Raw genomic sequence first — 12,772 nt, forward strand, 5'->3', positions numbered from 1 at the left:
GGCCCTTAATGGGATTCCCTGCTTTCTTTTTGCATAGCGGCTTTGTTTCTGCGCATATTGTTGGTCGCCATTCCGGCCAGAATGACCAGAGCGATAATGGCGATTTTGAATGACCAGCCGATCAGAACGGGTTCGAAGAACGACTCCAGAACAGGCTCGTGAGTGATCATCTTGGCCGCCGTATAAGCGAGAATGCCCGAACCGATGTAGATGATCCACGGAAACCGGTCGATCAGCTTAATAAACAGCGTGCTTCCCCAGACGATAACCGGTATGCTGATCAGCAATCCGATAATGACGAGCGCCATGTCCCCGTGAGCCGCTCCCGCTACCGCGATGACGTTGTCAATCCCCATTGCGGCATCGGCGATAATAATCGTTTGAACCGATTGCCACAACGTATTTCCGGCTTTGATGTCACCGTGGCCGTCATCTTGCAAGACAAGCTTGTAAGCGATCCAGATGAGCAGCAGACCGCCCGCAAGATGGAGCCATGGGATGTTCAGCAGCTGAACGACCAGCACGGTTGCGATGATCCGAATGCCGATTGCCCCTGCCGTACCGTAAATAACGGCTTTCTTCTGCTGGTTTTTTGGCAGGTTTCGCGCTGCCATTCCGATGACGATCGCGTTATCTCCGGCCAGGAAGAGGTCGATGAGAACGATAGTCAGCAGGGCAGTATAAAATTCGAGAGAAAACCATTCCATTTTGCTTGTCCCTCCTTCCTGTGCGCATAAAATTCGAACCAACTTCTAGTTACGCAAAATACGGATTTAAGGATTCAAAAATTTTTCGTGACATATTTTATTTTTTTCAACATACCGTGAGGACAAAGGGGGAGAAGGACAAGATGGACCAAGTGTTGCTGTTTGCCGAAATTTTGCTGATCAATATTTTGCTCAGCGGCGACAACGCGATTGTGATCGCGATGGCAAGCTCCAGACTTCCGCCTCACCAACGGAAACAGGCGATCTGGTGGGGAACGGCTGCCGCGATCGCGCTTCGCTGCGCCATGACCGCCGTCGCGCTTGCCTTGCTCGCCGTCCCTTTCCTCCAGGCTGTCGGAGCGGTGCTGTTGTTCGCGATTGCGGTAAAGCTGCTGACCGATGCCGAAAACAACAAACGGACCGGCACCGATATTCGGCGCGCCGGCTCGCTCAGGGCGGCGGTGCGAACGATCGTCGCCGCGGATTTGATTATGAGTCTGGACAATGTGTTGGCCATCGCAGCCATTGCCCAAGGCGAACCTGTTCTTATTGTTCTCGGAATCGTGCTGACCATACCGGTAATCATTTGGGGCAGCCATATGCTTACCACATTGCTCGAGAAAGTGCCGTTTCTCGTATATGCCGGGGCCGGACTGCTCGGATATGCCGCCGGAGAAATGCTCGTTCGCGACGAGGGACTCAACCGCTTGCTGCTGCACGGTTCGGCGACCGCCTCCGAAGCGATTCCGCTGCTCAGCATCCCGCTTGTGATCGTCGTCGCGATGCTGCGCATTCGTTTTGCATCCCGCTAAACGGAAAGCAATTGAGACGATGAAATGCGCGAAAGCCGCTTGCTCCGAAGGGAAGCGGCTTTTTCGCGTTTTGGGAAGCTATACACTGGTTTTTTGCACGCAGTTCCATTAAACTATAAGAATGATCAAGTTCAGAACGGCTCTTGCCGGCTTTGCGAACGAACGCCTCATTCTTCCAACGCGGTAGCCGTTGTCAAAGCCGAATCGGGAGCAGTGCATTCAAGCGGGGGGAAGCTGATGGTGAAGAACAAATACTCCGCCGGTATTTTTATTTTGCTGGCTGGCATCGTCATTTTGCTTGGCAAGTTGGGAGTATTCAGCTTTATCGGTTCTGTGTTTTGGCCGTTATTCATTTTGGTGCCGGGCATACTGCTGCATGTGCTGTTTTTCGGCCGGCTGCTGCCGGCGGTCGTCTTGATTCCGGGCGGCATGCTGTGCGTATATGCGCTGCTGTTCTTGTTCTGCACGGTTTCGGGCTGGGACAATATGAAATACGTATGGCCTTTTTTCATTTTGGGCTTGGCCGTAGGGCTTTATGAATTTTATTTGTTCGAGTCTTCGCGGCCGCGGTTTGCCTTTACGGCTTCCGTAGCGTTGGCCGCCGTTTCGGCCGCTGCGTTCGCGTTGATCCTGCTTTGGAAATGGGGAGTCTATTTGATTGCGATCGCTCTGATCGCGGTCGGTGCCTGGATGATGTACGGCCGCAAAGCGCGCTCGCGCTGGTAAAGGTAGAGAAAAAATAATAGAGGATACGGAGTGAGAACTAGTTTTATGATCGAACGAAACAAATTGCGCAATATCGCGATCATCGCCCATGTCGATCACGGCAAAACGACGCTGGTCGACAAGCTGCTGCAGCAATCCGGCATGTTTCGCGCCAATGAAACGATCCAGGAAAGAGCGATGGATTCCAACGATTTGGAACGGGAACGCGGGATTACGATTTTGGCCAAAAATACGGCAATTACGTATAAAGATTATTTGATCAACATTGTCGATACGCCCGGACACGCCGATTTCGGCGGCGAAGTGGAGCGCATCATGAAGATGGTCGACGGCGTTCTGCTTGTGGTCGACGCTTTCGAAGGCTGCATGCCCCAGACCAAGTTCGTGCTGCGCAAAGCATTGGAATCCGACCTGACCCCGATCGTCGTCGTCAACAAGATCGACCGGCCCAACGCCCGCCCGGCGGAAGTGGTCGACGAGGTGCTCGATCTGTTCATCGAGCTCGGCGCGAACGACGACCAGCTCGATTTCCCTGTCGTCTATGCATCCGCCCTGATGGGAACGTCCAGTACTGACCCCGATCCGGCCAAACAGGAAAGCGACATGCAGTCTCTGTACGAAACGATTATTAGCCATATCCCCGCCCCGGAGGAAAAAGTAGACGAGCCCCTTCAGTTTTTGGTGACGCTGCTCGATTATAACGAATATTTGGGACGCATCGCGATCGGCCGCGTCAATCGGGGGATGATCCGGCAAGGCCAGTCCGTTGCGGTCATGACCCGGGAAGGCGGAATGAAGCAGGCGAGAATCGAGAAGCTGTTCGGATTCCAGGGCTTGAAGCGGGTAGAGCTGAAGGAGGCGGGCGCCGGGGACATCGTGGCGATCGCCGGAATCCGCGAGATCAACATCGGCGAGACGATCGCCGACCCTGCACATCCCGAAGCGCTTCCCGTTCTGAAAATCGACGAGCCGACGCTGCAGATGAGCTTCCTTGTGAACAACAGCCCGTTCGCCGGCCGCGAAGGGAAATGGGTGACGTCACGCAAGCTGCGCGAGCGGCTGATGAAGGAGCTGGAGACCGATGTGGCGCTGCGGGTCGAAGAGACGGACAGCCCGGACGTCTTTATCGTATCGGGAAGGGGAGAGCTCCATCTCGGGATACTGATCGAGAATATGCGCCGGGAAGGCTACGAGCTTCAAGTATCCAAGCCCGAAGTGATCGTGAAAGAAATCGACGGGGTGAAGATGGAGCCGTACGAGCGGCTTATTATCGACATTCCGGAAGAAAGCATGGGTCCGGTGATGGAAAGCCTCGGCACGCGGAAAGCCGAGATGGTCAATATGATCAACAACGGGACGGGACAGGTGCGGCTCGAATTTATTATTCCGGCACGAGGGCTGATCGGGTACCGCACGCATTTTCTGACGCTTACGCGCGGTTACGGCATTATGAATCATGCGTTCGACAGCTACGGGCCGATCGCCGGGGCCGACGTCGGAGGACGGCATCAGGGCGTTCTCGTCGCCAGCGAAAGCGGAACGTCGACATATTACGGCATGCTGTCGGTGGAGGACAGAGGCGTCCTGTTCGTCGAGCCGGGAACGGAAATTTATGAAGGGATGATCGTCGGCGAGCATAACCGCGACAACGACATCGTCGTCAATATATGCAAAGAAAAGCAGCTGACGAACATCCGCTCGGCGACGAAGGAGGAAACGGTGCGCCTGAAGACGCCCGTCATCTTCTCGCTCGAGCAGGCGCTCGAGTATTTGAACGACGACGAATATTGCGAAATAACGCCCAAGTCGATTCGTCTGCGCAAAAAGCTGCTCAACAAATCCGAGCGGGAACGCGCCGAGAAGCAGCGCAAAATGGCGCAGGCCGGCGCAATCGGCAAAGCCTGAGTTTGCGAAGCGGCTTTACTCGAAAGCAAAGTTTGGCACAGGCCGGCGAAGCGACTTTGCCGAAGGCAAAGTTTTAGGAGGGTCAACGAATGCAAGAGTGGTTAAGCGCCCATCCGCTTGTCTCTTATTTGCTCATTCTGGGCTGCACGATCTACATTTTCAACAAAGTGTTCCGCGCTCAGCGCCTTCCGCTGCTGAAAGAAGTGATCGTCTATTTGATGATGGCGCTCGGTTCGTTCGTGCTGCTCATCCTGCAAATTGACAAACTGCCGATCATCCAATGCATGGCGGTTGCGGTTGCGATGATGCTGCTGCTCCGGATGAGGCAGCTGTACGACAAATGGAAGAACAGGCGCGGGGAAGATACGGAGAAAATGAAAACGGAATCGACCAAATCGTAAACGTCCTGCTAGCGAACGTTCCAGACGGATTGAAACTTTCCGAATGGGACGTTCGTCTGATATGACGACCGGTCTTGCCGAATCGTGCCGACGGCCGGTCGGCGGATGCGGAAGGAGGAGAAAGCATGCGGCTCGAAGACGCGCTGTTTAATTGGCTGCAAATGCGGATTGTTTGCGATGCCCGTCCGGACGACGGGGCCGCTTTCAAGACGCTCGACTTTTTCGCCCAAATTCTGGCCGAAGATCACGGCATTACCGGTATGGCGATCGTGCGGCAGGACGAAACGGTCATCGACGTGCGGCTCGAGAAGGACGGCGAGACGATCATGAAGCGGATGGATCGCGAGTCGGCCGAGCAGCTGCTGCACGACATTAACGCCAATCCAAAATACAACTGACAGGGGATGTTGCGATGGAGACGCAATTCGGCGCCGGACTCGGCCCCAGATCCGAGGCGCACGGACGAAGCGCACGGACGAAACGGGGACGGGATAAGAAGCCGAAGTCCGGATCGCCTCTCAAAAAAGTAATAGCTGCCGTTCTTGTTTTGCTGCTGGCAGTCGGGGGATATGTCGGCTATTTGGTATGGGAAACCTATTACGCCATTCGAACCGTCGGCGTCGACCGCGAGGTGCCTCCGGGCGAATCGGTGAAAGACAAGCCGAAAGCGTTCCTCCTTTTGGGAGTCGATTCCCGTGCCAAAACCGGCACGTTGAATACGGATGTGATTATGGTTGCCGCGCTCAATCCGGCGACGAAATCGGCGACGGTCGTATCGGTTCCGCGCGACAGTCTCATTCAACTCGACGGATATAAGCAGCAGAAGGCGAACCAATTCTATGCCGGATTTCTGCGCAGCGTGAAAAAAGACGGATTGAGCGGAGAACAGGCGGAGTTGGCGGCCAAGGAAGAGCTGCGCAAAATGTTCGGGAAGATGTTCGGCATTCCGATCGACTATGCAGCGACTATCAATTTCAAAGGCTTTATTGACGTCGTCGATGCGCTTGGCGGCGTAACGGTCGACGTCGATATGGATATGCGCTATGTCGATCGCGCGGACGGAACGAACATCAATTTAAGCAAAGGCCTGCAAAAGCTGAACGGACAGCAGGCGCTCGATTTCATCCGGTACCGCAAATCGAACGACGGCAAAAACATGTCCGACGATTTCTCGCGAAACAAGCGGCAGGGCGAAGTGCTTGCGGCGATCGCGGACAAGCTGAAATCGTTCGGGGGAGCGGCGAAGCTCGGCTCCGTTATAAGCGCCGTGGGCGACAACATGAAAACGGACATGCCTTCCAGCGAAATTACGCAGCTGTTCACGACTTATTTTGGCATAGATAAAGATAATATCGAATATATTCCGCTTCAAGGCGATTGGAAAAGTCCTTACGTCTATTTGAACGCAGCCAGACTGGAGGAGGCCAGAGCCGCTCTTGCCGCCCGTATGGCGGAATGACCGGTGGTACGTCCGTGACCGCTGTGGTACAATGGCATTACGAACCTGCTTATGAACTTTATCGTCTGCGAAGGAGGTCGTCCCGGATGACCGAACCGGTTACCGCGCTATCGGACGAAATGGTTTTGCAGCTTCAGTCCCAGCCGTTCGTGCTGTTGCATACCGTCGATGCGGACAGCGGATATCCGACGTCCAGCGTCATTTCGTGGGTGTTCGCTCCCGACGCGAAGCGGATCCGTTTTGCCGTTGACGGCCGTTCCCGGCTCGTTCGCAATATGGCGTCCAGACCGGATATTTGCCTCACTGTATTCGGTCCGTGCACCGCGCAGGCCGTATACGGCAAAGTTCGCGTCTTGTCGGACGATCTGGACGGCGTGCCGTTTCGTCTCGTATGCTACGAGGCGGAAATCGACACGGTTCGCAATGCGATGTTCCACGGTTCCCGTTTGGCCGCGGTTCCGGAATTTGAGAAAACCTATGACAAGCGCGCCGCCGACAAGCTGGACGGACAAGTATTTGAAGCGATAAGAAAAGCCTAGTGATGATTTCACTAGGCTTTCGGCATTTTTGAAGGGTCCGGTTCGGTGTCGCTCGGTGTTATATGACGGGGAATTTGCGGCACGATGCGTCCGACGATATCGGCCAGTTCCTCGGCAAAACCGGCGATCGGACGGCCTGCCCGGATATCCTCGCTCAGTTCCCTGAGCCGCTCGTTCAGATCCATATCCGCCGTGACGATTGCATTGATGCCGTACGGATCTTTGCGGAACGCTTCCGCAACGGAATATTTGATCGTGCCGACGTGCGAACGGTCTACCTTGCTGTCGACGTCGATGCCTACGACGGCCGTGTTGCCCAATACGACGCAATGGGCTCCTTTCACGCCCCGAACGCCTTGTGCCAGCCTTTCGAGATGTGCCGTCAGCTGCCCGGGGGTTATGACTTCCGCTTCGCGGGGAGCAACCTGCTGCGTGCGCACGCCTGCATGACTTTGCGGAGAGGGTGATGTTTCATTGCGCGCGACGGTGCCGCATCCTGTCGCCGCTACACATAGTAACAACGCCGCTGCCAACCATTTGCAGTACATGTTCGCCACCTTGCCTTTCCTAAAATCTCGTTGCTTGATTCTTCCGTAGTTTGTCCGCTTCCGGATGCGGCTATGTATGGCCATCAACCGATCAACGCCAGGAGGGACGAAAAATGAAAAAAATATTCGTTCTGGACACCAATGTGCTCCTTCACGATCCGCAAGCGATTTTCGCTTTCGAAGACAACGAGATCATCATTCCCGCAATCGTGCTGGAAGAAATCGATTCCAAGAAAAGGATGGCCGACGAGCTGGGACGCAACGCGCGATCGGTATCCCGGCTGCTTGATACGATGCGCGAGCATGGCCGGCTGCCCGACGGCATCCGGCTGCCGAACGGCGGCGTGCTGAAGGTGGAGCTGAACCACCGCAGCTTTTTCCGCGTTCAGGAGATGTTCGGGGAAATGACGAACGACAACCGCATATTGGCGGTTGCGCTGAATTATCATCTGGAGGAGGCGAAAACGGAGAAGCCGTCGCCCGTCATTCTCGTGAGCAAAGATGTGCTCGTCCGCATCAAGGCGGATGTGCTTGGCCTTATGGCGCAGGACTATTTATCGGACCGCCCGACGGAGCCGTCGGACCGGTACACCGGCTATACGACGCTGCACGTGCACCCGGCGATCATCGACGAATTTTATTCTTACCGTTTTCTCCCGGTCAAAAGCTTGCCGGCCGCGGCACCGTTTTATCCGAACGAATTCGTCATTTTGCGGGATGAGATGGGCTCTTCGAAATCGGCTTTGCTGAAAGTAAGCCCGGACGGAACGCGGCTGGAGCCGCTCTATTTGAGCAACGATCCGGTCTGGGGCATTACCGCCCGCAACGCGCAGCAACGGATGGCGCTGGAACTGCTGCTGAACGACGATATTCCGCTCGTCACCCTTACCGGAAAAGCGGGCACAGGCAAAACGCTGCTTGCGCTTGCGGCCGGGCTGATGAAAGTCGAGGACGAGCACAAATACAAAAAGCTGCTCATCGCCAGACCCGTCGTGCCGATGGGCAAAGATATCGGGTATTTGCCGGGCGAGAAGGAAGAGAAGCTGCGGCCGTGGATGCAGCCGATCTACGACAATCTGGAATATTTGTTCGACGTCAAAAAAGCCGGGGAAATCGACAAAATTTTGATGGGACTCGGCAGCATTCAGGTCGAGGCGCTCACTTATATAAGAGGCAGATCGATTCCCGGCCAGTTCATTATTATCGACGAAGCGCAAAATTTGACCCGCCATGAGGTGAAGACGATCGTATCGCGAGCGGGTGAAGGCAGCAAAGTCGTGATGATGGGCGATCCCGAGCAAATCGATCATCCGTATCTCGATTCGGTCAGCAACGGGCTGACGCATCTGGTGGAACGGTTCAAGAGCGAAGGAACGAGCGGCCACATCACGCTTGAGAAAGGAGAACGCTCCAAGCTGGCCCAGCTTGCCGCTGATTTGCTGTAACGGTTCCGTGCGGACCGCTTGCCGCTCCCGGGCCGTCTCCGCGTCGATGGACGCTCTTTTCGGAGCAGCTCTTTTGCTTTTGCGGAAGACAAAACGGGACTTTACTGCTATGATAGCGATATAGGAAAATAGTAGGAGAGGAATGGGCGCAGTGTCCCGTAAAACCTATATGATGCTGCTGGCAGGATCGGGTTTTTTGCTGCTGCTTATCGTTATGCCGCTCGTATCCGGGCCGGGCTCGCCGGTGTCGGGGCCGCTGCTGCGAACGAACCGCGAACAGCCGGCGGACGGCGCTGCCCCGCCGGCCGAGCGGCGCCGGCTGCATATCGCCGTAGCGATGAGCGAGCAGGAATTCGCGAGGTTGAAAGCGTTTAATCGGGAAATGGAAGCGCGCTACCCCGAATTGTCTATTTTCGAGACGAATATCGACTCCGCCGACGCATACCGGACCTGGAAACAGGAGGCGCAGATCGGCGACAGTCCCGACATTATGCTGCTGGACAACGCATGGGTGCGGGAGTTTGCCGTTCGCGGCTATTTGCTGCCGGCCGATTCGGCCTATACGGGAGAGACGCTGTCCGATCAATTGAAGGGCATGCTGGAGCCGCTGCAATGGAACGGCTATTACTGGGGCGTACCGAAGGATGCGGACCCGTTGCTCGCCGTCTGGAACGGCGAGCTGCTTCGCTCCGCGGGCAGCGAAAAGCCGCCGGGCTCGATCGAGGAGGCGTTGCGGCTCGCCGCCGCCGCGGCGGACCGGGAGCCTGACGTCAGGCTTGTCCGCCTTGCCGCCGAGGACGGCCTCGGACTGGCGGTATGGCTCGATTCGCTGGAGGCAAGCGGCGGATCGGCAGTCCGGCGCCACGTGCCGACAGATAAGGAAGCCGGCATGCTCCGGTTGCTTGGAACGGCCGCGGCGCCGCTCATGATCGGCGCGGACGGCGGCGCGGAAAAGGTGAAGCAGCTGTTCCGTTCCGGCCGGCTGCTGTCGGCGCTTCTGCCGCAATCGGAATATGCCGGTCTCGGTGCGGCCGACCGCAAACTGGTCGTGCGAAGTGAAATCGACCGTCATGCCGTCTGGACCGGGGGCAGAAGCTTCGTCATCTCGGCCGCGACGGAGGCGCCTGATGAGGCGAGCCGATGGATTGCGGAGTTTACGTCAGCGAACAGGCAATGGGAAGATTACCGGGAGTTCGGCAAGCTGCCTGCTCGCAAGTCGCTGTACAGCGGTACATTGTCCGCGTATTCGTCTGTGGCGGACGGGGCGGCATGGCTTGCCGCGTTCGACCGCCCGGAGGCGTACCCCGCCGATCCGGAATGGACAAGCCGGATGACGGCGTGGTCCGAGACGTGGGCGGCTGCCGTTCGTGCGGGAGCGGAAGAAGGAAGGCGCTTCCTGGAAGAGTGGGAGCGCCGAATGGCCGTTACAGACCGACATTAAGGGTAACCTTAAGCTCGCCGTCGCTTATGCTGACGGATGTCGCTTTCAGGAATGACATGATTTTGTGAGGATAGAAGCCGAGGTCGAATTCCTTTTCGAGCGCTCGCCGCGTCGTGTCCGGCAAGTAAAGACCGTTGAAGCGCAGCTCGTCGACATGGAACACCAGTCCGTTCTTCGGTTCGTCCTCGACGGTGTAGTGGCCCGCGATTTGCACGTCCATCCCTTCCCGGCTGCCGCCTGCGGTAATCCGTCCGTCCTGAAAACCGAAGGAAAAGTTCATAAACAGATCGTTCTGTTCACGCAAAAATGCGTTCAGCCCGTCTTCCGGAATTACGAGCGTATACTGCAGTCCCTGGATCGTCAAATAATCGTCGTTCGATTGCACCCAGTCCGGCAGCTGCTGCATCGCATCGGCCAAAGCGCGGAAATATTGGCGCACTTCGCGAAGTCCGGCCGTTTCCCAGTACCGGTTCATTTCGTCCATCCAGATTCGCAGACGTTCGGCGTCCGTACGGCCGTCCAGCTCGCTGTCGAGCTCGGCTTGCAGCGCCGCAAGGCGGTTGCGCTGTTTCAACAGTTCGTCCTCGGTCGCTTTGAGCAGTTCCAGCTCGCGGTTTTGTTCCTCGTAGTTCTGTTTCAACTCCCGGTATTGCGCCATATAGTCATTCAAGGTATGCTGGTCTCGGGCGAACAGCAACTGCACATAGTCGAGCATGGCCAGAAGATCCGCCAAGCTGTCGAAATGGAGCAGCGCGGCAAGCAGCATATCTTTTTCGCCCATATAATAGGAACGGAGCACGCGGCCGGCCTCCTCGCGTTTCCGCTCGACGGCGGCTTCGCGTTCCGCAAGCCGCTCCGCGGTCCGCTCCGCCGTATCGGCCAGCGCTTCGTGCTGTTCGCGGATTCGCCCGATTTCTTTGTCGATTTCGACGATGCTGAGACTTTTCTCCAGCAGGCGGCGCGTTTCTTCGTCGGGGGAAACGGCGCCGACCGAAAGCCTGGCCGAAAGCAGCGTCAGCACGATCGATAAAATGGAGGCTGCCCGCAGCGCTCTCTTGTTCATCGGTATTCCCCCTCTTGTCCAACCCGTTCGGCTACATTGTATGCTTCGTAACGGCCGATTACGACAACGAAAACGATCAACGACCGCAATGAAGGAGCGCGAGATGGAACGAACCGGACCGAATGCTTTGACCGAAAAAATCGCCCGTATCATCGCCGAAAGCGGCGAGGCCGGCTGGAAGGATACCCGCCGCGGACCTTCGGGACCGTTTCGCTGCATTACGTTCGCCCGCTATATGCAATTATGTCTGTACGACGATACATACGGTTACTATCGTTCCGGTCGCGTCCGGATCGGCAAGGACGGCGACTTCTATACCAGCCCGGGCATCGGAACCGCCATGGCCGATGTTCTGGCCTCGTTCGTACTGGAGGCGGCACGGCCATTCGGAACGGCCGAAGTTGTCGAATGGGGAGCCGGCACCGCCCGGCTGACGGCGCAAATGATGGCGGAATGGAGCAGACGCGAACCGGGATGGGCGGAATGGCTGCGTCCGGTTATCGTCGAGGACCATCCGGCGCATCTCGCCGCAGCCCGCAACAACGTCGCTTCCGCCGCGAGCGGCTTCGGCACAGGCTGTGCCGCGGCGTTTCTGACATCCGGCGAGGCGGAAAGCCGCGGCTCGCTTCTTCCGGCCGTCATCATCGCCAACGAGCTGCTCGACGCGCTGCCCGTGCATCGCGTCATCAGGCGAAACGGCCGGCTGTATGAGCTCGGCGTCGCCGTCGATGCCGAGGGCGAAAGCGACGGCCGCTCGCCGTTCTGTTATGTACGGATGCCGCTGTCCGACGAGCGCATCGCCGCTTCGCTCGATGCGGACGGTACCGTCCTTCGCGAAGGACAGGAGACGGAAGTCCATCTGCCGGCGGGCGAATGGCTGGAGCGGATCGCCCGTCTCGTTCCCGAAGGCGTTCTGCTCATTGCCGATTACGGGCACGAGGCGGAGGAATATGCCGCCGCTCATCGCATGAAAGGAACGCTGCTTTGCTATTCCCGCCATGTCGTGCATGACGATCCGTTCCTGAACCCCGGCGAGCAGGATATTACCGCGCATCTGAATTTCACCGCATTGCGCCGCATGGCGGCCAGGGCGGGGTGGTCGGAGTCGTTCTACGGCACGCAGCAGCGGTTCCTTGTGGAGAACGGCATTCTGGAAGCGCTGCGCGACCATGACGGAACCGATCCGTTCGGCGTGACGGCCAGGCGGAATCGGGCCATTCGCCAGCTGCTGCTGAGCGATGCGATGAGCGAAGCGTTCAAGGTGCTCGTTCTTCGCCGCTAAAGCGGTTCGACAACAAAACAGCCGGGGCGTCCCGGCTGTTTCGGTTTCCTTATGTTTCTCCCGTCCAAGGCGCAGAAGCCGATTGCGCTTGGGTCTAAGTATACGTCGTAACGGTTTTCGCCCCCGCTCCTAGAAGGGAAGCCCCATCTCGAAAACGGTCCAGTACGTAAAGCCCAGAAACGACAGGACCATATAAGCCCAAAAAATCGTCAGGTAAGTACGTTCGGAAAAATTCAAATATCCCAACAGGACGAACACGGCCGTTTGGACAAAGAACAGGATGGCCATCTCGATCATATGTCCTGCAAATGCCATAAGACCGATAACCAGCGTCCAGAAGCCGAGTACCCGAAACATGCGCGCCATGTATTCATCCCCCTCTCGTCAATCATCCACCCAAACACTATTGACATTATAACCGTTCGGGGCAAAGCCTGTAAACCT

General features: G+C 56.9%; 14 protein-coding genes. 10 read left to right on the plus strand and 4 right to left on the minus strand.

Annotated features, from left to right (window positions below; all coding sequences use genetic code 11):
* Positions 1–5: 5 nt before the first annotated feature.
* Positions 6–707, minus strand: coding sequence for a TerC family protein (locus ABEV74_RS16750; RefSeq protein ID WP_430147739.1), 702 nt, complete (start codon positions 705–707; stop codon positions 6–8).
* A 143-nt stretch (positions 708–850) separates the two neighbouring features.
* Between ABEV74_RS16750 and ABEV74_RS16755 the strand changes: the two genes are divergently transcribed.
* From ABEV74_RS16755 to ABEV74_RS16785, 7 genes are all read left to right on the plus strand, one after another.
* A complete protein-coding gene (locus tag ABEV74_RS16755) occupies positions 851–1,519 on the plus strand; it encodes a TerC family protein (protein WP_062492375.1) in 669 nt (222 codons plus the stop codon).
* A gap of 237 nt (positions 1,520–1,756) precedes the next feature.
* Positions 1,757–2,245 (plus strand): hypothetical protein, encoded by a 489-nt coding sequence (locus ABEV74_RS16760; RefSeq protein ID WP_062492376.1) that lies wholly within the window; start codon positions 1,757–1,759, stop codon positions 2,243–2,245.
* Between the two features lie 45 nt (positions 2,246–2,290).
* Positions 2,291–4,150 carry a translational GTPase TypA gene (gene typA / locus ABEV74_RS16765; RefSeq protein ID WP_062492377.1) on the plus strand — a complete coding sequence of 620 codons (1,860 nt, stop codon included), beginning with the start codon at positions 2,291–2,293 and terminating at the stop codon, positions 4,148–4,150.
* An 89-nt stretch (positions 4,151–4,239) separates the two neighbouring features.
* Entirely contained in the window at positions 4,240–4,551 is a 312-nt protein-coding gene (locus ABEV74_RS16770) for a YlaH-like family protein (protein WP_062492378.1), read from the plus strand.
* A 125-nt stretch (positions 4,552–4,676) separates the two neighbouring features.
* Positions 4,677–4,949 (plus strand): hypothetical protein, encoded by a 273-nt coding sequence (locus tag ABEV74_RS16775; protein ID WP_062492379.1) that lies wholly within the window; start codon positions 4,677–4,679, stop codon positions 4,947–4,949.
* A gap of 14 nt (positions 4,950–4,963) precedes the next feature.
* Positions 4,964–6,010, plus strand: coding sequence for an LCP family protein (locus tag ABEV74_RS16780; RefSeq protein ID WP_430147744.1), 1,047 nt, complete (start codon positions 4,964–4,966; stop codon positions 6,008–6,010).
* An 86-nt stretch (positions 6,011–6,096) separates the two neighbouring features.
* The gene (locus tag ABEV74_RS16785) at positions 6,097–6,549 is read left to right on the plus strand and encodes a pyridoxamine 5'-phosphate oxidase family protein (RefSeq protein WP_213527648.1); all 453 of its coding nucleotides are present in this window, start codon (positions 6,097–6,099) and stop codon (positions 6,547–6,549) included.
* 11 nt (positions 6,550–6,560) lie between these two features.
* On the opposite strand, the gene ABEV74_RS16790 is transcribed toward ABEV74_RS16785, so the two are convergent.
* Positions 6,561–7,097: a YhcN/YlaJ family sporulation lipoprotein gene (locus ABEV74_RS16790; RefSeq protein WP_062492381.1), complete on the minus strand. Its 537-nt coding sequence runs from the start codon at positions 7,095–7,097 to the stop codon at positions 6,561–6,563.
* Positions 7,098–7,210: 113 nt separating this feature from the next.
* Between ABEV74_RS16790 and ABEV74_RS16795 the strand changes: the two genes are divergently transcribed.
* Both ABEV74_RS16795 and ABEV74_RS16800 read left to right on the plus strand, forming a co-directional pair.
* The gene (locus tag ABEV74_RS16795) at positions 7,211–8,542 is read left to right on the plus strand and encodes a PhoH family protein (RefSeq protein WP_430147748.1); all 1,332 of its coding nucleotides are present in this window, start codon (positions 7,211–7,213) and stop codon (positions 8,540–8,542) included.
* A 151-nt stretch (positions 8,543–8,693) separates the two neighbouring features.
* Entirely contained in the window at positions 8,694–9,983 is a 1,290-nt protein-coding gene (locus tag ABEV74_RS16800) for an extracellular solute-binding protein (RefSeq protein ID WP_430147751.1), read from the plus strand.
* Here the strand turns inward: ABEV74_RS16800 and ABEV74_RS16805 are convergent.
* Entirely contained in the window at positions 9,967–11,046 is a 1,080-nt protein-coding gene (locus tag ABEV74_RS16805) for a coiled-coil domain-containing protein (protein ID WP_430147752.1), read from the minus strand. The genes ABEV74_RS16800 and ABEV74_RS16805 overlap by 17 nt on opposite strands.
* 103 nt (positions 11,047–11,149) lie before the next feature.
* Between ABEV74_RS16805 and ABEV74_RS16810 the strand changes: the two genes are divergently transcribed.
* Positions 11,150–12,328: a class I SAM-dependent methyltransferase gene (locus ABEV74_RS16810; RefSeq protein ID WP_062492384.1), complete on the plus strand. Its 1,179-nt coding sequence runs from the start codon at positions 11,150–11,152 to the stop codon at positions 12,326–12,328.
* Positions 12,329–12,457: 129 nt separating this feature from the next.
* Here the strand turns inward: ABEV74_RS16810 and ABEV74_RS16815 are convergent, their stop codons facing one another.
* A complete protein-coding gene (locus tag ABEV74_RS16815) occupies positions 12,458–12,694 on the minus strand; it encodes a DUF2626 domain-containing protein (protein WP_062492385.1) in 237 nt (78 codons plus the stop codon).
* Between the last annotated feature and the right edge of the window lie 78 nt (positions 12,695–12,772).

The organism is Paenibacillus cisolokensis (genome assembly GCF_050481165.1).
GTDB classification, from domain to species: domain Bacteria; phylum Bacillota; class Bacilli; order Paenibacillales; family Paenibacillaceae; genus Paenibacillus_AH; species Paenibacillus_AH cisolokensis.

Coding starts and splice junctions, on each gene's coding strand:
- ABEV74_RS16795 (WP_430147748.1), top strand. CDS start 7,211: ATGAAAAAAATATTCGTTCTGGACACCAATGTGCTCCTTCACGATCCG.
- typA (WP_062492377.1), top strand. CDS start 2,291: ATGATCGAACGAAACAAATTGCGCAATATCGCGATCATCGCCCATGTC.
- ABEV74_RS16790 (WP_062492381.1), bottom strand. CDS start 7,097: ATGTACTGCAAATGGTTGGCAGCGGCGTTGTTACTATGTGTAGCGGCG.
- ABEV74_RS16810 (WP_062492384.1), top strand. CDS start 11,150: ATGGAACGAACCGGACCGAATGCTTTGACCGAAAAAATCGCCCGTATC.
- ABEV74_RS16815 (WP_062492385.1), bottom strand. CDS start 12,694: ATGGCGCGCATGTTTCGGGTACTCGGCTTCTGGACGCTGGTTATCGGT.
- ABEV74_RS16770 (WP_062492378.1), top strand. CDS start 4,240: ATGCAAGAGTGGTTAAGCGCCCATCCGCTTGTCTCTTATTTGCTCATT.
- ABEV74_RS16785 (WP_213527648.1), top strand. CDS start 6,097: ATGACCGAACCGGTTACCGCGCTATCGGACGAAATGGTTTTGCAGCTT.
- ABEV74_RS16755 (WP_062492375.1), top strand. CDS start 851: ATGGACCAAGTGTTGCTGTTTGCCGAAATTTTGCTGATCAATATTTTG.
- ABEV74_RS16780 (WP_430147744.1), top strand. CDS start 4,964: ATGGAGACGCAATTCGGCGCCGGACTCGGCCCCAGATCCGAGGCGCAC.
- ABEV74_RS16750 (WP_430147739.1), bottom strand. CDS start 707: ATGGAATGGTTTTCTCTCGAATTTTATACTGCCCTGCTGACTATCGTT.
- ABEV74_RS16805 (WP_430147752.1), bottom strand. CDS start 11,046: ATGAACAAGAGAGCGCTGCGGGCAGCCTCCATTTTATCGATCGTGCTG.
- ABEV74_RS16760 (WP_062492376.1), top strand. CDS start 1,757: ATGGTGAAGAACAAATACTCCGCCGGTATTTTTATTTTGCTGGCTGGC.
- ABEV74_RS16775 (WP_062492379.1), top strand. CDS start 4,677: ATGCGGCTCGAAGACGCGCTGTTTAATTGGCTGCAAATGCGGATTGTT.